The organism is Marivirga lumbricoides, from assembly GCF_014636295.1.
Taxonomy (GTDB): domain Bacteria; phylum Bacteroidota; class Bacteroidia; order Cytophagales; family Cyclobacteriaceae; genus Marivirga; species Marivirga lumbricoides.
Genome location: NZ_BMEC01000007.1, coordinates 74,238 through 95,879, shown reverse-complemented (window position 1 = coordinate 95,879; position 21,642 = coordinate 74,238). Strand labels below are relative to the sequence as shown.

The window sequence follows — 21,642 nt, the reverse complement described above, 5'->3', positions numbered from 1 at the left end:
ACAAAAAAAATTATTTCTTTTTGTACTTCTGGTTAAATTTCTCAACACGACCAGCAGTATCCAAGAAGATTTTCTTACCAGTATAGAACGGGTGAGATGCAGAACTAACTTCGATTTTCACAACCGGATATTCTTTACCATCTTCCATTGTTATTGTCTCCTCTGAAGTCATTGTAGACTTAGTTAAGAATTTTGTATCTGCCTGAGTATCCCAGAAAACAATGTCTCTATACTCCGGATGAATGTCTTTTTTCATGATATTGTTAATTAAAAGTTCTTGATTTCCAACCAATTTCTTACCCTTTTTGAAAGGGAATGCAAAAATAGCAGATCAATTCTATCTTTCCAAATAGATGATGAAATAAGAATCAGGCACACAATGCTTTAAAGACAAATTTAAAAAATTAAACCTGTAATCATGGCGCTTGAACGAAGATTTAATAAATAGCCACCAGAATTTAGCGTTCATCTATACTATTGTTTTTATCTTGCTGTCATATTGTACCAATTATGAAATATTTATTCACAGGCTGTCTCTTCTTCTGTACAGTTTTGGCTTACGGACAGGCAGTTAATGCCCCACTCAGCAAAGATTATTACCATCTTATAGAGCGATTAGAGGTGAGGAAAGGTTCATTTTCTGAAAGTTTTCATGCTTCTGTTAAAGCTTATAACAGAAAAGAAATCGGACAGTTTCTTGACAGTCTTTCAACAGAAAATTTCAACAGGAAAGACATATTTAACTATACCTACCTGAAAAATGACAATTGGGAATGGGTAGATAGTATAGACTATAAAAGAGAAAGGGCTTTTTTGAAGCACATTTATAAAACTAACACTGATTTCTTTAATGTAAATACTGATGAGTTTGATCTACATGTAAATCCGGTTTTGGATTTTACGCTTGGCAGAGAGTCAATAAGCGACAGGCAATTATTCATCAATACCCGAGGAGTTGAAATAAGAGGATTGATCAATAAAAAAGTAGGTTTCTATACATTTTTAACAGAAAATCAGGTTCGTTTTCCTCAACATGTTGACAGATACACAGCCATGTTTGATGCGGTTCCGAATGAAGGTTTTTGGAAACCTTATGGAGATGATGAAACCGGAAGAGACTTTTTCACTGCCAGGGGGTATATTTCTTTTCAAGCTACAAAAAACATCAATCTTCAATTTGGACACGATCGCTTTTTCATCGGTAATGGCGAAAGATCCATGATTTTAAGTGATTTTTCTCCGGGTTACCTTTTCCTAAAAGCCGAAACCAATATTTGGAAATTAAATTATACCAATATTTTTGGGCTTCAAACCGCTAATCTGGATAGGTCAGGTAACTCTCTGAGAGGCACCGGAGATAGGTACGACAGAAAGTTTATGTCCTTACACCATTTAAGCTACAATATTACTAAAAACTTAAATGTAGGCATCTTTGAAGCTATCATGTCAGGTGATTCTTCACGAGCACAGAACCCCATTGACATAACTTACCTTAATCCTATAATTTTCTACCGCTCTTTAGAGCAGCAGGATGGCAGCTCAGGAAATGCATTGGTAGGGATGGATTTTCGCTGGATATTCCTGAAACGTTTTTCGATGTACGGCCAATTTGTGTTGGATGAATTCCTGATAGAAAATATTAGAAAAGGCGGCTGGTGGGCCAATAAATATGCACTTCAAGGAGGACTGAAATATTTTAATGCATTTGAAATCCCTAATCTGGATCTGCAGGCAGAATATAACCTCTCCAGACCTTTTATGTATGCCCATGATAATAATTTTACCAACTATGCTAATTATAAGCAGTCATTAGCCCACCCTTTAGGGGCAAATTTCAAAGAGCTTATTGGTATTTTACGCTATCAAATTACACCTAAACTTACTTTTCAAGCAAAAGCTGTATTTGCCGATTTTGGAACTGATACAACAGGAGTTAATTTTGGCGGCAATATATTTAAAGCTAACAACACCCGATACAGATACCCCGACCAGGGAGATTTTGGACATGTAATTGGTCAAGGAGAATCAAATCAGCTTACATACTACCAGTTTTTGCTTACTTTGATGCCAAAATATAATTTATTTATTGAATTAGGTTACACCATGAGAAATCAGGAAAGTGAGTTTGGCAATAACACTTCTGAAAATAATTTTTACAATGCTACGGTAAGGTGGAACATTCCGAGAAGAGAGAATATTTTTTAAGACAACTTCAAATCTGGCTAAATTTATTACAGCTGAAGGTAAAATCTAACCATTTTTACGTAAAAGCGTCTTTATACTCTTAACTTGCGAGCAAATTCAGCTTATTAATTAATGAAGACTTATTTTAGAGTACTTTCTTATGCCAGACCTTTAGGTCTACTGGCTCCTCAATATATCTTATATGTATTTCTACAGGCTATATTCAGTGTGATAAGCCTTGCTGTTTTAGCTCCCGTATTAAATACTCTTTTCCAAACAGAAAAAGCTGAGAAGATACCTGAATCTGCTCCTCATTTTGAGTTTGATATATATTATTTGAAAGATGTATTTGATTATCAATTTGGGCAATTAGTGCAGCAAGACAGATTTGAAGCCCTGCAGTTTGTTTGCCTTCTGCTCGTAATATTTATTTTTCTGGCCAATGTATTTCGTTATTTGGTTGAAGTGATTTCTGCTATTGTAAAGGCGAATGTAATTTCAAATCTGAGAAATGCTCTATTTGATAGGTTAATGAATATGCATATAGGCTATTACACAGAAGAACGAAAAGGTAACATCATGTCAAAAGTAATGAGTGATGTGCAGGAAGTGGAGGGTACTGTAGTAAATAGCTTAAAAGCAGTTATCAAAGAGCCAATAATGATCATTGCTTACTTCACAGGCTTATTTTTCATATCAGTGAAGCTAACCTTAATCACTTTGCTGGTTCTTCCTCTCTCAGGTTTTATTATCTCTTATATCTCTATTAAGCTTAAAAAGAAGGCACAGCAAAGTCAGGAAACTATAGGAAGAATTTCTGATATACTGGAAGAGACCTTGGGCGGCATGCGCATAGTGAAAGCTTTTAATGCAGTAGATTTCTCAAAAAAACGCTTCGGTAAGCAAGTGAAAAATTATGCTACCTTCAACATTAGCATGAGAAAACGCTTTGCTTTAGCTGGCCCAATTTCTGAGTTTTTAGGAGTAACGGTTGTAGCCGGAATTCTCCTTGTAGGTGGCTCTATGATTTTAGAAGGTAACTCTACATTGGATGCAGGGAGCTTCATTACCTTTATTGCCTTATTTTCGCAAGTCCTTAATCCTGCTAAATCACTTTCAACAGCATTCAGTAATGTACAGAGAGGGTTAGCTTCAGCAGATAGGATATTCACTATTCTGGATACAGAACCAGGCATTACAAATAAGCCTGATGCAGCAGAGTTTAAGCATTTTACAGACTCAATAGAATTCAAAGATGTATCTTTTTCTTATGCGAAGGATCCTGTTTTAAATCACATTAACTTAAAAGTGAATAAAGGAGAAATGATTGCTTTAGTAGGACCTTCAGGAGGAGGAAAATCTACTTTAGCTGATCTAATTCCGAGATTTTATGATGTAAATTCCGGGGCTATTTTAGTAGATGGAAAACCCATTCAGGATTTTAAAATTGAAACCCTGAGGAGCAAAATGGGGATTGTAAGCCAGGAGTCCATCCTTTTTAACGATACAATTTTCAACAATATAGCTTTCGGAAAGCCGGAAAGCACGCTGGAGGAAGTGCAGCAGGCAGCAAAAGTGGCGAATGCGCACGAATTTATTACTCAAATGAAGCATGGTTATGATGCTATCATAGGTGATAGAGGCACTAAACTTTCAGGAGGCCAACGTCAGAGAATCAGCATTGCCCGGGCCATTCTGAAAAATCCTGACATCCTCATTTTAGATGAAGCCACCTCAGCACTTGATTCCGAATCTGAAAAATTAGTACAGGAAGCACTATCCAATCTAATGAAGAATCGTACTTCTATAGTAATAGCGCATCGCTTAAGTACTATTCAGGAAGCTGATAGAATTTATGTGATGCAAAATGGTGAAATAATAGAAACTGGCACACATCAATCGCTGGTAGAAAAGCAAGGAGTATACAATAAGTTGATTGAAATACAGTCAGTATCCTGATTGCTAATTATTTTTCTATATTTGTTTTATTCAAAATCCATTAAAATAGTCACCCGTAATGAAGACTTTTAAAATTATTGTTTACTCCGCCCTTCTGATTTTTCATCTATCAGCCATCATCCTCATTTCAGTGGGAAAAAATGACCTTAACTTTTTGTTAGATCTCTTTAAAAGAATGGATTTAATGATGTATGGTGCCTATTTTGGATTTTTATTGTTCTTAATAGTTTTGGTATTCGAATGGAAACATCAAAAACATTTGGAAAAGGTAGAAAAAAACCATTCAAAAGAAATCAACGAATTAAAAGCAAAGCTTTACGACCAAAAAGAAACTACCTCTTCCTCCATACCTCCTAAAAACAATCCCCCTGCTAAAGATTTACCTTCCTCAACAAAAAGTGATGGGGATGACAATCAACTAAAAAGCTGACAATTATTAATTTGCATCAATGACATCAACCATAAAACAAGAGTTAGTAGAAGCAAAAAATGTTTTAGATAGCTTTATTAATAATGAAGCTAATCTGAATGCTATAGAAAATGCTGTAGCAACCATTACAGATTCCCTCAAAAACGGAGGAAAAGTGATAAGCTGCGGTAATGGCGGATCCCATTGTGATGCCATGCATTTTGCTGAAGAATTGAGTGGCAGATACCGGGATGACCGGCCCGCCATGGCTGCTATTGCTATTTCTGATGCAAGCCACATCACCTGCGTAGGAAACGACTATGGGTTTCAGTACATCTTCAGCCGAGGAGTAGAAGCTCTCGGTAAAACTGACGATGTATTATTGGCGATTTCAACCAGTGGCAATTCCGCAAATATTATTGAAGCCGCTAAATCAGCAAAGAAAGCAGGTATGAAAGTGATAGGCCTAACCGGAAAGAATGGCGGTGAGTTAGCAGAGCTTTGCGATGTGGAAATCAGGGTAGCTCACCAGGGTTATGCAGACAGAATTCAGGAAGTACACATAAAAATAATCCATATTCTTATTTTACATATAGAAAAACAAATGGCTTATGCTAGCTAAAACTTATGGAAGCTCAGTTTACGGAGTGGATGCCAGTGTAATTACTATTGAAGTAAATGTAAGTCAGGGTGCAAAATTTAATATGGTGGGCTTGCCGGATAATGCCATCAAAGAAAGTGAGCACCGTGTGGATGCCGCCATAAAGTACAGCGGTTTCCGAATGCCTCGCCAAAAAACAGTGGTGAATCTTGCTCCTGCAGATGTTAAGAAGGAAGGATCTGCCTATGATTTGCCAATAGCTCTGGGGATTCTGGTGAGTTCAAACCAGATTTTCAGCGAAACTTTAGGGCAATATATGATTATGGGAGAGTTAGCTCTGGATGGCCAGCTAAGACCAATAAAAGGAGTACTTCCTATTGCCATTGAAGCACGAAAACAAGGTTTTAAAGGTTTTATCCTGCCAAAAGAGAATGCTGCTGAAGCAGCAATTGTTAATAACCTTGAAGTTTTAGGGGTAGAAAATCTGAGAGAAGCTATTGATATACTAGAAGGGAATTCATCTATTGAACCACTTTCTATTGATACCCGAGATATTTTCTTTACTAACCTGAACGATTATGACGCTGACTTTGCTGATGTACAGGGGCAGGAAAATATTAAACGTGCTCTAGAAATAGCCGCTGCCGGGGGACATAATGTGATTATGATTGGTCCACCAGGGGCAGGAAAAACAATGCTGGCAAAAAGATTACCCTCTATTTTACCTCCTCTTAGTTTGCCTGAGGCATTGGAAACTACTAAAATTCATTCTGTAGCCGGCAGATTGGGCCCCGATGCTTCACTAATTGCTACAAGGCCATACAGAAGCCCTCATCATACGATTTCTGATGTAGCTTTAGTAGGAGGAGGAGGTCTGCCTCAACCGGGAGAAATTTCGTTGGCTCATAATGGTGTTTTATTTCTGGATGAATTACCAGAGTTCAAAAGAACCGTGTTGGAAGTAATGAGGCAGCCTCTTGAAGAAAGACGAGTGACAATTTCCCGCGCTAAAGTTTCTGTAGATTTTCCTGCCAACTTTATGCTAATGGCCAGTATGAACCCATGTCCGTGTGGCTATTATAACCATCCTGAAAAGGAATGTGTTTGCCCTCCGGGAGCAGTTCAACGCTATCTCAATAAGGTGAGTGGTCCTTTGCTGGACAGGATAGATTTGCATGTAGAAGTGACGCCTGTGTCATTTGAACAGATGACTGCTGACAGAAAAGCGGAAAGTAGCGACATTATTCGCGAAAGAGTAATTGCTGCCAGAGCTATACAGGAGGAGCGCTTTAAGAAGCATCCTGAAATTCATTCCAATGCTCTAATGCCATCTCAGATGGTAAAAGAATTATGTGTGATAAATACTGCCGGTAAAGCCTTATTAAAAAATGCAATGGAAAAGCTAGGTTTATCCGCCCGTGCTTATGATAGAATTCTCAAGGTGTCTCGTACTATAGCAGATTTAGCTAATAGTGAGGACATTAAAATTGAACACCTGGCCGAAGCTATTCAATACCGTAGCCTGGACAGAGAAGGCTGGGCGGGATAGTAATTTCAATGCCTTACTTTTATCAATATTTAAAGTATATTGAAATAATTTCTTATTACTGAAGTTTATAACAGTTAATTACTTAAATATTATGTTGAAGCATTTTCTGTTAGCATCCGTCTTACTGTCCTTTAATTTTTACCTGAATGCGCAGGAGCTTAGCTATGACATTACTGTGGCAGGAAAAAATGTTGGAAGCATGCTGGTTACCCAAAAAAAGCTTGCTGAAGGAAAAACTTATTACTCTGCAGTTTCAGAAGTGGAGTATTCACTTTTCAGAACAACCAATTTAGTATTCCTCTATGAGGCAATCTACCAAGATGGAACGCTTCAGAATGCGTATTTTATTCACAAAAAAAATGGAGAGAAAGAAGAAGAGGCTAAATTGGAGAGAATTGGTATGCAGTCAGCTTACCTCGGCAACAAAGATGGAGAAAAAGAGAAAATCGATGGCTTGTTAAACACAAGTATGCTTCAGCTATATTTCTCGAAGCCTAAACAAAGAGATGCGGTCTTTTCAGAAAGATTTCTGGATTATGTTAAGATTGCAAAACTTCCGGACGAAAACAGGTATATGTTTGAAATACCTAATGGTGATAAAAGTATTTATGATTATAATGAGCAAGGTATTTGTACAAAAATAACGATTGATTCTTCCTTTTTGAAGTTTGAAATCACATTAAAGACTGAGGGGGAAAAATAACTTAAAAGTGGTGCCTAAGCCGGGTGTACTTTCCACTTTCACATCTCCTCCTAAAATACTCATCTGACTTTTTACCAAAAACAACCCCAGCCCTTTACCTTCAATATGGGGATGAAATCGCTTGTACATACCAAAAAGCTGATTTCCATATTTGTCCAAATTTATTCCAACACCATTATCCCTTACTGATACCAAAAGATTCTCCTCCAGCCTTTCGGTTTTTATCTCAATATATGAGTGATCTCCTGGAGCTTTGTATTTAATTGCATTTGAAATAAGGTTATAAAGTATGCTTTCTATGTAAGTAGGGTTACTTTTAATCTCTGTAAATGCTTTTGTATTTAATAGTATCTCAATCTTACTGACAGCTATAGAATTTTTTAATATTCTTTTTACCTGATTTACTTTTTCCTCAATATTTACCCATTCAAGCTCAACATCTGCAGCACTCCTCAGCTGAATGATAGCATTCATATCCTTAATTACTGCATCCAGGCTATTTCCCTCTTCCTTAATTTTGGAAAGGATCATCATCCACTCCTGTTTATCAGTATCAGGACTAAGTTCAAGCAGATTGGTAAGCCCAAGGAGCCTGGCGACAGGTGCCCGTAAATTGTGAGCCGTCATAAAAGCATATTGCTCCAACTGTTGCACATTTTGAGCAAGTTCCTGATTACTTTGTTGTAAATCATTTGTTCTGGTGGCCACCTGGTTTTCCAGGTCATCATTATATTTTCTTAAAAGAATATTTTGCTGCTCTATAATAGTTTGCGCTTCAGTCAGTTTTTCATTCTTCGCATTCAGTTCCTCATTTTGTTGGAGTACTTCATCCTGCTTTTGCTTTAACTCCTGCGTTCGCTCTTGAATTCTATGTTCAAGGTCATCGTTTTGAAGTTGGATTAACTCCTGACTGCGAGTCATTATATCCAAAACATTTTTTTGCGCTTTTTTCTTATCCACCTCCAACAATCTGTATTTATATCCGAAGGAGATGGATAGAAGAATAACTTCACTTACAGCTCCAAACTCAAGCACATGAGTCGTCATGAAATTAACAGGAAGGAAGCCAAGGTTTCTGAGCGTGTAAAGCAGAATTCCTATTAAATACAATGCCCAGGCCATAGTGAAAATTTCAGCTACTTTAACGCCTTTTCTCCAAAATAGTATTCCATTGGCAAGAAGATAAACACAGTTAAAAGCAAGGGTATAATTTGCTATAACCAGGCTGATTTCATAATCCAGCACAAAAGCCAGGACTATAATAATGAGCCCCATAAATCGCATCACTTTAAAACCAATATGATAGCCTCTCGAGTTTTTATTAGACTCCAAAAACCTGATAGCAAATAAGTTGCCTGAGAATATCCAAAAGCCTATGCCGAAAATAATCACGTGGTTAGCCCACCAGGGATTATTTGGCCACAAATACTGGAAAGCATGTCCGTTAAGTGCCGAAAGTGAAAATAAATTTCCCGCAATAATTCCTATATAATACAAATAGCTTAAGCTTCTTGCTGCAAAAGCCAGGAATAAGTTATAAAGAAACATGACAATCATAATCCCATAAAAAATCCCATACAGTAGCTCTTCTTGTAAATCAGCTGCAAAAAAGCCCTCCTTAGGTGCTATTTTTATAGGAAGAATAATAGATCCTTTATTTCTTATCCTAAGATAGACTGTAGTGATTTTTCTAGGAGCGGGCTGGATAGGAAATACAAAGTTTTTATGATCTATTTCTCTTTCACTAAACGGTATTCTGTCCCCTGCAAACATTTCCCCCCATCTGTCTCCATCCTGATAAAAATAGAATATGGAATCTAAGGTCGGGAATGCTATTTCTAACATATAAGGCACGCTTTCACTATGCTCTAATTCCACATTAATCTTAAGCCAGAGGCTTATATCCTGTAATCCAAAACTGAGTACATCCTGGTTTCCCCTTTCAAATTGTTTCTGATATTGTTCTGATAAGATTTCCTGAAAGGAAACTTGATGAGTATAATCTTTAAAAATTAATATATCCTGACCAATCTCTTCATATTTCTGCCCTGCCAGTACCTTTAGTACCGGCTCCCTGGCTGCCGTGGAATGGGCTAAAAAACCTATAAATAGTAAGACAACAGAAAAGATTCTGATCAAGGCTCTCATTAATTTTGTGTAAAAAGTATAACGATGAAAGCTACATAATTAAACTCACAGCCACAATTTAAAAATAAAGTAAAGAGCATAAAAAAGCTCCATATAGGAGCTTTTGATAAACTTTTATTTTAAATATTCTTCTGCCAAATTGCTCTTAGCCTTTTAGCTTCGGCACTGGCATCTTCATCAATAGTGAACATGTGCTCTTTTACCTCTTCTTTGGCTATGATCTTTGCTTTAATCTCTTTCTCCTCATCTCCTCTTAATACAGTAAGATCATATTCATAACCGATGGGCTGTTGAGACAAAGTGCCAATCACCATTCTGGCATTTTGCAAGCTCACTTCTGTACCGTTAACTTTTAGAAAAATATCGTTAGCTTTTACTCCCATCCCACTCAAAGAGTCTGTTGGCTCAGTAATAATTATTTTGCCTTCAGGGGCAGCCAGTCCATAACCTAAACTTGGCACCATTTTACCTGTCTTTTCTTTTCGCTTATAATCAATCCCTATTTTTTTATAATACTCTTTAACAGGCAAAGGATTTGCATTTTTAATGTATTTATCAAAGAAATCAGCAATCTCAGGATAAGTCATCTCAACAAAAATGTCGAAAAATTTATCTTCCGGAAATGCATTATCCGGACCATATTTTTTAGAAAGTTCATTTACCACTTCTCTAAGTCCACGCTTCCCGTCAGAAAGCTCTAAAAGTCTGATGTCTAACAATCCTGCCACAAGTGCTCCTCTCATGTAAATATTACCGTATTGTTCCTGACCTTCTGGAGTATAAGAGGTTAAACTTAACTTACTTAAGCTGTAGGCTGAATCATAGCGACCATCCACATATAATTTTTGTTGCAGCTCATTGAACAGATCCTTCAATTCAATCATTCCACCTCTCAGTTGCATCATGTCGGATGCCCATTCAGTAACACCCTCATACATCCATAAGTGTTCGGAAGGGGTTGGCTCAATAAAATTAAATTGCTCAATTATTTCACTATGAATATTCAGCGGGGTAATAATATGAAAAAATTCATGTGCGGCTGTGCTGGTAATTCTTGCAGCCAGCTGAGGAGTCCATGGCTCTTCAGCATAAATATATTCAGAGCTATAGGAATGTTCCCAGGCACCCCAGGTTTCATCTTCAAAATGAAAAAGGAAAGTATATCTATCCACAGGAAATTCCACTACAAAGGCATCTGCTGCTTTTAGCATTTCCTCCATGGCTCCTAACAGATCCTCTGAAGTGATCATATCAGTTTTAGAATAAGTATAAACATCAATGTTTGTACCTCCTAAATCCGTATTAGCTTTGGTTAATCTACCCAATAAAATAGGGGAATCAACAATGTGGTCGTAGTTATCTGCTATGTATAAGCCTTCAGCATTCTTAGTTAATGCAGTACCTACTTTCCAGTCAGCAGGGTATTGCAGTTTAATGCTTAATGGAGCGGATTGCATTCCTGAAAAATATCCAAAAACAGTTTGCCCATTAATCAACACGTTGTCATCCTCTATAGAGGAACCGCACATTTTATAAATAGTATTTTCTTCTACTTCAGTGTCCCATGTTTCAGCTATTTCATAGGTAATGGTTTTTACCTTTTTCACCTTTTTAGCATCCACAATCTTAAATTGATTGGTGGCAATTTGTTCAGTTTCTATTTCTCTGCCCTTCTTATCAAAAGCTTTGAAGCTTCTCACAAAGCGTCCCATATCCATTACCTGATAAGTTCCCGGAGCAGTTGCAGCAAATTGATAAATGTTATTTTCTTCACCTAATTTCGTGTCAATTGTAAGGCTTACTTTAAAAGTATCTCCTTCCCTGTTGTTCAGGTTAACAGTATAAGCCAAATCCTGTGCCAGTAGTCCACTGCCAATAAAAAGGAGACTTATAAAAAAAATAGTTCTTTTCAACATCATTATTCTGTTTAGTTTTTACAAATATAGCAGCCAATCCCTTTAAATAAAGTACCATTTACATAATTCTGTATTCATTAAAACAATAGTAATTCAAACTTTCTCTCATTACTGATCCTTGAAAAATTTATATCACGCTTTTATGCTGTAAAACAATGTTCTAATTTTACCCAATGGAAAAAATGGAATGGATTAAACTCTTGAATCCTGACAGGTTAGGTCAGTCGGGTAAAAATGCACAATCAAGCGCCCGCTCATTTTTTGAGCAGGATTACGATAGAATCATCTTTTCTCATCCATTCAGAAGACTTCAGGACAAGACCCAGGTAGTACCTCTCCCTGAAGAAGATTTTGTACACACACGTCTGACCCATAGTTTAGAGGTAAGTAGTGTAGGGCGCTCTTTAGGAAAAAAAGTAGGAGAAGTGATTACTGAAAAATATCCTGAATTAAAGGAAGCAGGTTTTTCAGCATTTGATTTTGGAGCTATTGTGGCTGCTGCTTCACTATCACATGATATAGGCAACCCTCCATTCGGACACTCAGGGGAAGATGCTATTTCCGATTTTTTTGAGAAAAGCACTATTGGTAAAACCATTAAAGCACAGGTAAGTGAGGCTGAATGGAAGGATTTAACCAATTTTGAAGGAAATGCGCAGGGTTTCCGCCTGCTGAACAGACCTGATAACCAAGGGATAAAACTTACCCTAAGTACATTAGCTGCTTTTACCAAATACCCCAGACCCTCTCTTATCAGCGAAAGAGACAAAAGCAGAAGAAGCCAGAAAAAATATGGCTTCTTTCAGAGCGAAAAAGACATATTTACTGAATTGGCAGAAGCTGTAGGACTTTTGCGCTTATCAGATTCAGAAGCCATCTATTCACGTCATCCTTTAACCTTTTTGGTGGAAGCCGCTGATGATATTTGCTATCATATTATTGACCTGGAGGATGGATGCAGGCTAGGCTGGGTGCCTTTTGAACAGGCCAGAGATTTACTGGCAGAAATTCTGGGGGAAAGCTATATGCCTGAAAAACTGGAAAAAACGAAAGGTAAAAACGAAAAAATAGGGTATTTGCGTGCCCTGGCTATCAATGCTTTAATTGAACAATGCGTAAATATTTTTAAAGAAAATGAAGCTGAAATACTAAGCGGTCAGTTCGATACAGCATTAATGGACTTAGTACCTTCTAAAAAAGTGCTAAGAGATATTATAGCCGTATCAGTTCAAAAAATATATCGCTCTCGCCTGGTGCTGGAAACGGAAGCTGTAGGCCATGTGGTTTTGGAGGGTTTGCTCAGTTCATTTTTAGAAGCCGCGATTGCGCAAAAGGGAAAAGAAGATTCCGGGCAGAAAGATTTGACAGTTTTCAGATTATTGCCTGAAGCATATCAGGAAATGATTACAGAAACCGGAAGCTTCTATGAAATCAGTATGATATGTATAGATTATATTAGTGGAATGACTGACAGATATGCCATAACATTATACAGAAAATTAAAAGGAATTAGCCTACCCGGTTAATTCAATTTGTCTAAACTGAAACGAGCCAGACAAAATATCCGGCTCGTTTCAATCTTAAGTTTTAAAGCAACCTATAATATCTCAGATTCAATAGAGAACTCTACTTCATCTTTCATAATCATTTTTTGCTTACCATAAATCCTGTACTTTGATAATGTGCTTTTACCATCTACATTCTCAAAAGCCATTTCCAGATTTCTTTCAGATGTGTAGAGTGCATTGTCCTCATTATAGCGTGCTTCCAATTTTTTAAGTGTGCTATCGCTTCCAAAATAAACATGCAAAAACTCAATTCCTAAGGATTGCTTATCTGCCGTATAACTCCATATTTTGGAGTCATCAAGTGTTTTTTCCACTGCTTCATACTCACCCCTCAAATTAGGTTTGTTAATATTAGCTAGTTTAAACACTTCCAACTCATTCACCCAGCCCAGGGAATCAAAGTTAATAGTATCTCTTTCGGACTGGCCGTCAATTGATATTTGCTTTGCCAACAAAGGATCTTTTTGGCGTAGTTGCTCAATCTGCTCATCAACGAGTGCCTCTACATCAAAATAAGTATTAATCGGTTTCTCTTTTACAGACTCTACACAAGAAGTGAGCAAGAAAAAGAAACTAGCAAGAAAAACCAATGAACTATATTTCATGTGTATATATTTTAGCTTTTTACTTATCACATGCAATCAGAAAGATCGGAGTTGCTACCATGCCCAGGGTTATTATATTTATCCTCGGTTGGAGCCTCTCCTTAATCATGCTGATTTCATGTATATATAATTTATTCGTACCAGTGAAAAAGACATTTCACGTGCTTATAATTTCTAACTTCTCTAATTATAAAAGTTCTAATTGTACTTTAATTGATCAGTATATCTCCTGTCATTTCTTTAGGAACTTCAATTCCTATCATTTTAAGAATAGTAGGGGCTAAATCTCCTAACTTACCATCTTTAATTTGTCCGCTAAAAGTATCATCAACTAAAATACAGGGCACAAGGTTTGTAGTATGTGCTGTATTTGGTGTTCCATCTTCGTTAATCATGAAGTCGGAATTACCATGGTCAGCAATAATTATAGTGGCATAATTATTCTCCAAAGCAACATCAACAACTGCTTTTGCACATTTATCCACAGTTTCGCAGGCTTTTACTGCTGCGTCAAAATCTCCGGTATGCCCCACCATATCAGGATTAGCAAAATTTAAACAGACAAAATCAGCTTCCTGTTTTTTCAGCTCCGGAATGATGGCATCCCTGATATCTGCAGCGCTCATTTCAGGCTGTAAATCATAAGTGGCCACTTTAGGAGAAGGGCACATAATTCTTTTTTCTCCATCAAATTCTTTTTCCCGACCTCCAGAAAAGAAAAACGTTACGTGCGGATACTTCTCAGTTTCTGCAATCCTTATTTGCTTCTTTCCATTTTTTTCAAGCACTTCACCTAAGGTATTAGTAAGGTTGTCTTTTTCAAATAACACCTTAACACCTTTAAAGCTATCATCATACTTAGTCATTGTAATATAATATAGATCTAAAGGATGCATATTCTGCTCAGGGAATGCTTTTTGCGTAAGGGCCTGAGTAATTTCCCTTCCTCTGTCAGTACGGAAGTTGAAGCAAATCACCACATCTTCAGGTTCAATTTTCGCTACAGGGTTTCCTGAATAATCCAGCTGAATAATAGGCTTTAAAAATTCATCTGTAATGCCTCTGTCATAGGATTTCTGAATTCCTTTTAGCACATCCTTTTTGCCATCACCTTCTGATTTCAGCATGGCATCATAAGCCACTTTAACTCTTTCCCAACGGTTATCCCTGTCCATAGCATAGTATCTTCCAGTAATACTTGCTAATTTACCGGTGGTTTGTTTACAATGATCAATTACTTCTTTTATGAATTTTTTCCCGCTTTTAGGGTCCGTATCCCGTCCATCGGTAAAAGCATGTACAAAAACATCTTTTAACCCGGCATCATTTGCCAAACTAAGCAATCCTTTTAAATGATCTATGTGTGAATGCACCCCTCCATCTGAAACAAGACCTATAAAATGAAGCTTTTTCCTCGAAGATCTGGCATATTCAATGGCATCTCTAAATACTTTGTTATCTTTTAAGGATCCGTCTTTAATTGCTTTACTAATTTTTACAAGATCCTGATAAACTACACGGCCGGCCCCTAAATTCATGTGCCCCACCTCAGAGTTACCCATTTGGCCATCAGGTAATCCTACTGCCTCGCCAGAAGCCTGAAGTTTACTGTTTCTGAACCGGGTATAGAGGCTATCCATAAATGGTGTGTTGGCCTTATCAACTGCTGATACTTCTTTATTGGTAGCTATGCCCCAACCATCCAATATCATTAAAATTACTTTATTCTTCATGTTTAAAATGTTAGTTGTAGGGTTCTGGTTTATTTTATATTTATATTTAAACTTTTAGTTTCACTAAAAAAATTTTACTTTCAAGAGAAATCGTTGTTTTTAACAGAGCGAACAACAAAACTACGAAAACAGAATTCACTTTAGTAATTAAAACTTAAAGATAATAATTTCCATTGGCTTTGTAAGTCGGTTTGGTTTATGTTAATTTGATTGGAAATTTGATAATATGCTATTAATGGCACAATTTTAGCATGAATGGATGAAAATGATGAATTTCAATAAAATAATGAAGCAGCATCTTATCAAGCTTATATGCTTACTTATATTTTCAGTATTTTTTCTTACTGGAGAAGCTAAAGCGCAAAGTTTATTTAGTAATGTCCGTTCCGCATTAAAAGCCGGGAGCTCAAAAGAATTGGCGAAATATTTTCACGATACTATAGAACTCAACATTAATGGGGAATCTGATAATTACAGTAACGTACATGCAGAAATTTACTTAAAGGATTTTTTTAAAAAGTACGAACCTGTAGATTTTGAATACATCCATCAAGGTAGCTCAAATGAAGGTTTACAATATGCCATTGGCAGTTACAGCTATGCAGGAGGTAATTTCAAGCTGCTAATTCGTACAAAAAGTTTTAAAGGCGTGGATAAAATTTACATTCTTGATTTCGTGAAAGAGTAAATACAAAATCTGTAATCTTTGCCTATTTACATCTCTATTATGGCTATTTCTGAAACCACTTTTTCACTTTCATAACTTTTTCTATAGTCCTATACATTCACTGTGTGAACTTTGAGCCGAAATCAATGCTGTAGTACTTCATTTAATTTTTATGGAGGAAATCCGGCATTTTTTAATAGCGCTTTCTGGAATTAACACCTCTAACATTATACTATACTTATACTACAAACGCTTGCCCGAAACTTCGTAGTTTTTTCATTGGTATGGCAAAAAAAAGGTTTGTTGATAAAATGACTGCCTTTGATTTTATTTTAGCCATAATGATTACCTCTTCGCTGCCTACTACTAAAGAAAAATAATTTTTGGAGATTCTAGCTGCCAGGTTTAGGTTTCTATTTGTTCTCCTCCATAAGTTTATATCTCAGTTAAATAGAAAATCTGCCAGAAATGCTAAATTTTTCAAAGGAGAAGAACGAATTCTACTTAGAAATGAAATAATAGATTGAAATCAGATGAAGAAGGGTGATTTAAGTGAACAGGATCTGATACAGGCGCTACGCTTACATGCCAATACTGATCAGATCGAAAAAGTTAAAATTGCCATAATGGAAAGAAAGGGAGACATCAGCTTTTGTAATTAAAATAGCGTAAAAGCTCACAAAAACTCATTTTTGCTTAAAAACAAGCAACATCCAAAAAAAGGGCTCCGTTAAAAACAGTAAGCATTATCAGTAACTTTTATCCTCGCTTTTTCAAATCTTCTAAAACATGAATCAATTTTTAGACAGAGTTTATTATCAAAATACTGTTCAGGAGTATCTTATAGCATTAGGTTCTATTTTAATTGGCATTGTACTGGTTAAGCTGTTTAAGAGGTTTCTATTAAAAAGGCTAAAGGCCCTTACAAAAAAAACAACCACCAATATTGATGATTTCATAGTAGATAGCATTGAGAAGTTTGGCATTCCTGCTATTTATGTTTTCATTGTTTATGGTGTTATTGTTTCACTCACGCTTACAGAAAAAGTAGAAAATATACTTTCCGTTGCGATAACTGTAGTGATCACCTACCTCCTGATCAGGTTTTTCTCTGCCTCTATCATACGCATGTTAAGAAGCTATGTAGGCGGGCAGGAAAATGGGGAGGAAAAATTAAAACAAATTGGAGGCCTCATTATTATCATTCATGCAATTATCTGGATGGTTGGCTTGCTCTTCTTCTTTGACAATTTGGGGTATGATGTAACAGCAGTAGTAGCTGGATTAGGTATTGGAGGTATTGCTATTGCTCTGGCGGCCCAAAATATTCTTGGTGATCTGTTTAACTACTTTGTTATATTTTTCGACAGGCCTTTTGAGGTAGGTGATTTCCTGATTATTGATGATAAGCTGGGCTCCGTGGAGTATATTGGTGTTAAAACTACAAGAATCAGAAGTCTGTCAGGAGAGCAACTAATATTTTCTAATAGTGATCTTACTAAATCAAGAATTCGCAACTACAAAAGAATGGAGCGAAGAAGAGTGGTTTTTAAAATTGGAGTAGTATACCAAACTTCATGCGAAAAACTTAAGCAAATTCCTGACCTTCTTCGCAGCCTTGTGGAAGAGCAAGCAGATGTAACTTTTGACCGGTCCCACTTTCAGCAGTATGGTGATTCCAGCCTGGATTTCGAAATTGTATATTATGTAAACGCAGCAGATTACAATAAATACATGGATATTCAACAAGCCATCAACTTTAGAATATTTGAAGAATTTGAGAAAATGGATATTACTATTGCCTACCCAACAAGAACTTTGTATTTGGTAAATGAAAGAGAAAAAGAAGAGAAGGAAGAGTCTGAATTAACAAACTAAGACTATTATTATCTACATGATTCTTTCTATACAAAAATGTCCATATAGAAACACTTTTGTTCGCGAATGAACAGAAGTGTTTCTCTGAAATGCCTCAGGCATGATTTATCCTTGATCGAAGCTACTGGCACAACAATTGAGCCTCCCACAGAAAAATAACATTTGAAGAAAATTAATTTTCCTTTTTTTGCAACTTAAGCAAGCAGACCTACATCCTTTGAAGTGATAATCGGATGGTTAATACTTTAATTACATCCTTTTTCTTCATTTATTGATATTAGACTGGCTCAAAACTATGTTTCGATATTTTTTCACTACTTTGCTAATACTGCTTGCAGCAAGTGGCGCTTTTGCACATTCAAATGATAGCATTCCTCGTAAAAGTATTACCATTAAAAAGGTGACTTCTGCTCCAAAAATTGATGGTATTTTGGATGATGAGGCATGGCAAGATGCCCCCATTGCCACAGATTTTATTGAAAGAAACCCTACCAATGGAAGACCCATTCCTGATAGCCTTCGCACAGAAGTAAAAATTGTTTATGATGACCTGGGCATCTATTTTGGTGCTACCATGAATGATCCTTACCCGGATAAAATCATGAAAGAACTTACTCAGCGGGATAATATAGGGGCAGATGATTTCTTTTTTATTTTGCTAAATGGCTATAACGACAGGCAACAAAGTATGCAGTTTATAGTGACTGCTGCGGGCGTACAGTACGATGCTAAAATGACCAATGGAGACGAGGATAATTCATGGAATGCTGTTTGGTATAGCGAAGTAAAAATTAATGACGACAACTGGGTAGCTGAAATTTTCATCCCATATTTTGAGCTCCGCTTCCCCAAAAAGGACATTCAGGAATGGGGCTTAAACATGGAGCGTGAATTTTACAGAACCAGAACACGATATAGCTGGAGCCATGTTGATAACACCAAAGGTTCATATTCCATTTATGATGGAGAAGTTTACGGTATAGAGAATATTAAAACTCCTACCCGCCTTTCATTTCAACCCTACATTTCCTCTTACATTAATAATTATGACGGGAAAACTGATGTAAAGGTGAATGGAGGAATGGATCTAAAATATGGAATTAATGATGCCTTTACACTGGACATGGTGCTAATTCCCGATTTTGGGCAGGCAGGTTTTGATGAAAACGTGCTAAACTTATCTGCTTTTGAGGTGCAGTTTGATGAACAAAGGCCATTTTTTACGGAAGGGACAGAATTATTTTCAAAAGGAAATCTATTTTACTCCAGAAGAGTAGGAGGCGCACCAGTTGGTAATGTAAGTATTTCAGAAAGTGAAGAAATACTTTACTTCCCCTCCTCCGTGAGTTTAATAAACGCAGCTAAAGTTTCAGGAAGAACTGATAAAGGCTTAGGAATTGGCTTTTTTAATGCCATAACCGAGAATACTTATGCAGACATACGAAACATAGAAACAAGCGAAACACGAAAGGAGCTGGTTGAACCGCTAACAAACTACAATATACTTGTTCTGGACCAGCGTTTTGGAGATAATTCTTCTGTATCGTTTGTGAATACGAATACCACCAGAAAAGGAGATTTCAGGGATGCAAATGCTTCAGGTGCTTATCTTTCTCTCACAAATAAAAACAACACATGGAACTATAGGGCAAGTGCTGAAGGCAGCTGGGTGCTTGATGAAAATACGCAGTTTGGAATAGAAGCACAGACCGGTCTTGCTAAAATAAGTGGGAAAAACAGGGTGGAAGCAGGCATTGATTTAAGAACACTCGATTATAATATCAACGACCTGGGCTATTCAAGTGTAACTAATTATGTAAGATATTTTGGTTATTATGGCTACCGCTTATTACAGCCCAAAGGTTTTCTAAATAATATGTACCTTAACTTTAACTTAAGGCATGAAAGAAGGCTGGAACCAGACCTCTTCAGTTCCAATGAGTTCAACTTTAACTCAAGCTTTACCACTAAAAACTTTTTCAATTTTGGAGGAGGATTTGAAACTACCTTTAACGGCATAAATGATATTTATGAACCCAGAGTAAATGGAAGACATGTTAAAGTGCCCGGATATTATGATCAATGGCTGTGGTTTTCTACAGATTTTCGTAAAAAACTAGCTATTGAAGTAGTAGCTGACTGGTATCAATATTATGAAAAAGGCAGAAGGCTTGTGGTATTGGAAGCAAGGCCTAATTATAGAATCTCCAACCAGCTTAATTTAAACTTCGAAACAAATTATACCATTTCCGGCAAAGAGCAGGGCTTTGTTGATTTTGATGAATCGGAAATTATCTTCGGACAGCGGACAAGAACTACCATTGTTAATTCTTTAGGAGGAAATTACATATTTAATAATAAGGCATCCTTAAACCTGGCTTTTCGGCACTATTTTTCAGAAGCTGATTATACCAAATTTTATGAGCTTGAAAATAATGGAGAACTTACTGTAAGACCTGAGCATGAGAACATCTACAATGTAACTTACAACACATGGAATTTAGACCTTCGATTCTCCTGGTGGTTTGCCCCGGGTAGTCAAATGACAATTTTGTATAGAAATGCAATGGATAGCTTTATTGAAAAAACTGACCAGCATTTTGATGAGAACTTCAACTACCTTTTCAATAGTCCTCAGCTTAATACACTATCATTGCGCATCAGTTATTTTCTTAACTACAACAGAATAAGAAATCAAATCAGTACGTTTTCCACCTTAAATAAAGAAAGAAGAGATAGGAAAATGGCTATGAAAGGGATGGAACAGTGAGGTGAATATTAAAAGTACAATTACGAAAACTCAAAAGAATGAAATTTCCCATATTGATTATTTTTTATGTATGCTTTATCAATATCTCATTATCTCAGCATACTAAAAAGCAATATCTGGCACAAAAACCACCTGGCCTTAAGCCTGAAATATTTGCTCCTCACCTTGTTTCAAAAGACAATAGAAGTGAATTTGGTTCTGTTTTCTCAGCTGACGGGCTGGAATTTTTCTACGCTATTGATGAGGGGGGAAAAGCAGAAATACATTATTCAGTCTATGAAAAAGATGAATGGACTGCTCCAACAGCTATTATATCACATCCTGTATATAGTTTTAATGATCCATTTCTCTCAGTTGATGGGCAAAAGCTTTTTTATATTTCAGACAGGTCTATTGATGGATCTGGAAATAAAAAAGACTATGATATTTGGTATTCCAACCGGGAAGGCGATGGATGGTCTGAGCCTATCAATACAGGCAGCCATATTAACACTACTTTTAACGAGTACTATATTTCCTTTGCAGAGGATGGCAGCATGTACTTTTCCTCAAATGCTCAGGCAGATAAAGGAAAAAATCACGATTTCGATATTTATAAAGCCGAGTGGAAAGAGAGTGAGTTTCAGAAACCAGTTAAATTAAGTGATTATATTAATACTAAAGCATATGAGGCTGATGTCTTTGTAGCACCTGATGAATCTTATTTAATATTTTCAGCGGCAAGGAAAAAAGGTTTAGGAAGAGGGGATCTGTATATTAGTTTTAAGAGTGCAAATGGAGAGTGGTCAAAAGCAAGTAATATGGGGCCACTTGTTAATACAGAAGGCCATGAACTCTGCCCTTTTGTAACCAAAGATGGAAAATATTTCTTCTTTACCAGTAATCAGGATATTTATTGGGTAGATGCATCGTTATTAGAAGCTTTCAGATAAGGCAAAGCAGTGCCTCCAGA

17 protein-coding genes are annotated in these 21,642 nt (G+C 36.6%); 12 read left to right on the top strand and 5 right to left on the bottom strand.

What is annotated here, in order from left to right:
• Positions 1–10: 10 nt before the first annotated feature.
• Positions 11–256 carry a type B 50S ribosomal protein L31 gene (locus tag IEV85_RS11800; RefSeq protein WP_188463535.1) on the bottom strand — a complete coding sequence of 82 codons (246 nt, stop codon included), beginning with the start codon at positions 254–256 and terminating at the stop codon, positions 11–13.
• 254 nt (positions 257–510) lie between these two features.
• On the opposite strand from IEV85_RS11800, the gene IEV85_RS11795 reads away from it, so the two are divergent.
• From IEV85_RS11795 to IEV85_RS11770, 6 genes are all read left to right on the top strand, one after another.
• On the top strand, positions 511–2,205 hold the full coding sequence (locus IEV85_RS11795; RefSeq protein WP_188463533.1) for a capsule assembly Wzi family protein: 1,695 nt from the start codon (positions 511–513) through the stop codon (positions 2,203–2,205).
• Positions 2,206–2,316: 111 nt separating this feature from the next.
• Positions 2,317–4,143: an ABC transporter ATP-binding protein gene (locus IEV85_RS11790; RefSeq protein ID WP_188463531.1), complete on the top strand. Its 1,827-nt coding sequence runs from the start codon at positions 2,317–2,319 to the stop codon at positions 4,141–4,143.
• A 58-nt stretch (positions 4,144–4,201) separates the two neighbouring features.
• On the top strand, positions 4,202–4,573 hold the full coding sequence (locus IEV85_RS11785) for a hypothetical protein (RefSeq protein WP_188463529.1): 372 nt from the start codon (positions 4,202–4,204) through the stop codon (positions 4,571–4,573).
• A gap of 19 nt (positions 4,574–4,592) precedes the next feature.
• Positions 4,593–5,174 carry a D-sedoheptulose 7-phosphate isomerase gene (gene lpcA / locus IEV85_RS11780; RefSeq protein ID WP_188463526.1) on the top strand — a complete coding sequence of 194 codons (582 nt, stop codon included), beginning with the start codon at positions 4,593–4,595 and terminating at the stop codon, positions 5,172–5,174.
• Positions 5,164–6,702 carry a YifB family Mg chelatase-like AAA ATPase gene (locus tag IEV85_RS11775; protein WP_188463524.1) on the top strand — a complete coding sequence of 513 codons (1,539 nt, stop codon included), beginning with the start codon at positions 5,164–5,166 and terminating at the stop codon, positions 6,700–6,702. Before lpcA ends, IEV85_RS11775 begins: the two co-directional genes overlap by 11 nt.
• Positions 6,703–6,793: 91 nt before the next feature.
• Positions 6,794–7,405, top strand: coding sequence for a DUF6134 family protein (locus IEV85_RS11770; protein ID WP_188463522.1), 612 nt, complete (start codon positions 6,794–6,796; stop codon positions 7,403–7,405).
• Here the strand turns inward: IEV85_RS11770 and IEV85_RS11765 are convergent.
• Positions 7,382–9,553: a sensor histidine kinase gene (locus IEV85_RS11765; RefSeq protein ID WP_188463520.1), complete on the bottom strand. Its 2,172-nt coding sequence runs from the start codon at positions 9,551–9,553 to the stop codon at positions 7,382–7,384. The two genes, IEV85_RS11770 and IEV85_RS11765, sit on opposite strands and share 24 nt — an antisense overlap.
• Positions 9,554–9,672: 119 nt before the next feature.
• On the bottom strand, positions 9,673–11,472 hold the full coding sequence (locus tag IEV85_RS11760; protein WP_229712577.1) for a M61 family metallopeptidase: 1,800 nt from the start codon (positions 11,470–11,472) through the stop codon (positions 9,673–9,675).
• A gap of 179 nt (positions 11,473–11,651) precedes the next feature.
• Between IEV85_RS11760 and IEV85_RS11755 the strand changes: the two genes are divergently transcribed.
• A complete protein-coding gene (locus IEV85_RS11755; RefSeq protein WP_188463901.1) occupies positions 11,652–12,995 on the top strand; it encodes a deoxyguanosinetriphosphate triphosphohydrolase in 1,344 nt (447 codons plus the stop codon).
• 71 nt (positions 12,996–13,066) lie between these two features.
• Here the strand turns inward: IEV85_RS11755 and IEV85_RS11750 are convergent, their stop codons facing one another.
• Positions 13,067–13,642: a hypothetical protein gene (locus tag IEV85_RS11750; protein WP_188463518.1), complete on the bottom strand. Its 576-nt coding sequence runs from the start codon at positions 13,640–13,642 to the stop codon at positions 13,067–13,069.
• A gap of 209 nt (positions 13,643–13,851) precedes the next feature.
• A complete protein-coding gene (gene gpmI, locus IEV85_RS11745; protein WP_188463516.1) occupies positions 13,852–15,375 on the bottom strand; it encodes a 2,3-bisphosphoglycerate-independent phosphoglycerate mutase in 1,524 nt (507 codons plus the stop codon).
• 286 nt (positions 15,376–15,661) lie between these two features.
• On the opposite strand from gpmI, the gene IEV85_RS11740 reads away from it, so the two are divergent.
• The 5 genes from IEV85_RS11740 (at position 15,662) to IEV85_RS11725 (ending at position 21,622) form a co-directional block, all read left to right on the top strand.
• Positions 15,662–16,063 (top strand): DUF4783 domain-containing protein, encoded by a 402-nt coding sequence (locus tag IEV85_RS11740; protein ID WP_188463514.1) that lies wholly within the window; start codon positions 15,662–15,664, stop codon positions 16,061–16,063.
• Positions 16,064–16,575: 512 nt separating this feature from the next.
• Positions 16,576–16,704: a DUF421 domain-containing protein gene (locus IEV85_RS25090; RefSeq protein ID WP_262892147.1), complete on the top strand. Its 129-nt coding sequence runs from the start codon at positions 16,576–16,578 to the stop codon at positions 16,702–16,704.
• Between the two features lie 127 nt (positions 16,705–16,831).
• Complete coding sequence (locus IEV85_RS11735) at positions 16,832–17,920, top strand: mechanosensitive ion channel family protein (RefSeq protein ID WP_188463512.1); 1,089 nt, start codon at positions 16,832–16,834, stop codon at positions 17,918–17,920.
• 295 nt (positions 17,921–18,215) lie between these two features.
• Positions 18,216–20,690 (top strand): DUF5916 domain-containing protein, encoded by a 2,475-nt coding sequence (locus IEV85_RS11730; protein WP_188463510.1) that lies wholly within the window; start codon positions 18,216–18,218, stop codon positions 20,688–20,690.
• A gap of 38 nt (positions 20,691–20,728) precedes the next feature.
• Positions 20,729–21,622, top strand: coding sequence for a TolB-like translocation protein (locus IEV85_RS11725; RefSeq protein WP_188463508.1), 894 nt, complete (start codon positions 20,729–20,731; stop codon positions 21,620–21,622).
• The last annotated feature ends 20 nt before the right edge of the window (positions 21,623–21,642 follow it).

What these genes read in the sequence shown, in the direction of transcription:
- IEV85_RS11800 (WP_188463535.1), bottom strand. Translation starts at nt 256, where the DNA reads ATGAAAAAAGACATTCATCCGGAGTATAGAGACATTGTTTTCTGGGAT.
- IEV85_RS11795 (WP_188463533.1), top strand. Translation starts at nt 511, where the DNA reads ATGAAATATTTATTCACAGGCTGTCTCTTCTTCTGTACAGTTTTGGCT.
- IEV85_RS11790 (WP_188463531.1), top strand. Translation starts at nt 2,317, where the DNA reads ATGAAGACTTATTTTAGAGTACTTTCTTATGCCAGACCTTTAGGTCTA.
- IEV85_RS11785 (WP_188463529.1), top strand. Translation starts at nt 4,202, where the DNA reads ATGAAGACTTTTAAAATTATTGTTTACTCCGCCCTTCTGATTTTTCAT.
- lpcA (WP_188463526.1), top strand. Translation starts at nt 4,593, where the DNA reads ATGACATCAACCATAAAACAAGAGTTAGTAGAAGCAAAAAATGTTTTA.
- IEV85_RS11775 (WP_188463524.1), top strand. Translation starts at nt 5,164, where the DNA reads ATGCTAGCTAAAACTTATGGAAGCTCAGTTTACGGAGTGGATGCCAGT.
- IEV85_RS11770 (WP_188463522.1), top strand. Translation starts at nt 6,794, where the DNA reads ATGTTGAAGCATTTTCTGTTAGCATCCGTCTTACTGTCCTTTAATTTT.
- IEV85_RS11765 (WP_188463520.1), bottom strand. Translation starts at nt 9,553, where the DNA reads ATGAGAGCCTTGATCAGAATCTTTTCTGTTGTCTTACTATTTATAGGT.
- IEV85_RS11760 (WP_229712577.1), bottom strand. Translation starts at nt 11,472, where the DNA reads ATGATGTTGAAAAGAACTATTTTTTTTATAAGTCTCCTTTTTATTGGC.
- IEV85_RS11755 (WP_188463901.1), top strand. Translation starts at nt 11,652, where the DNA reads ATGGAATGGATTAAACTCTTGAATCCTGACAGGTTAGGTCAGTCGGGT.
- IEV85_RS11750 (WP_188463518.1), bottom strand. Translation starts at nt 13,642, where the DNA reads ATGAAATATAGTTCATTGGTTTTTCTTGCTAGTTTCTTTTTCTTGCTC.
- gpmI (WP_188463516.1), bottom strand. Translation starts at nt 15,375, where the DNA reads ATGAAGAATAAAGTAATTTTAATGATATTGGATGGTTGGGGCATAGCT.
- IEV85_RS11740 (WP_188463514.1), top strand. Translation starts at nt 15,662, where the DNA reads ATGAAGCAGCATCTTATCAAGCTTATATGCTTACTTATATTTTCAGTA.
- IEV85_RS25090 (WP_262892147.1), top strand. Translation starts at nt 16,576, where the DNA reads ATGAAGAAGGGTGATTTAAGTGAACAGGATCTGATACAGGCGCTACGC.
- IEV85_RS11735 (WP_188463512.1), top strand. Translation starts at nt 16,832, where the DNA reads ATGAATCAATTTTTAGACAGAGTTTATTATCAAAATACTGTTCAGGAG.
- IEV85_RS11730 (WP_188463510.1), top strand. Translation starts at nt 18,216, where the DNA reads ATGTTTCGATATTTTTTCACTACTTTGCTAATACTGCTTGCAGCAAGT.
- IEV85_RS11725 (WP_188463508.1), top strand. Translation starts at nt 20,729, where the DNA reads ATGAAATTTCCCATATTGATTATTTTTTATGTATGCTTTATCAATATC.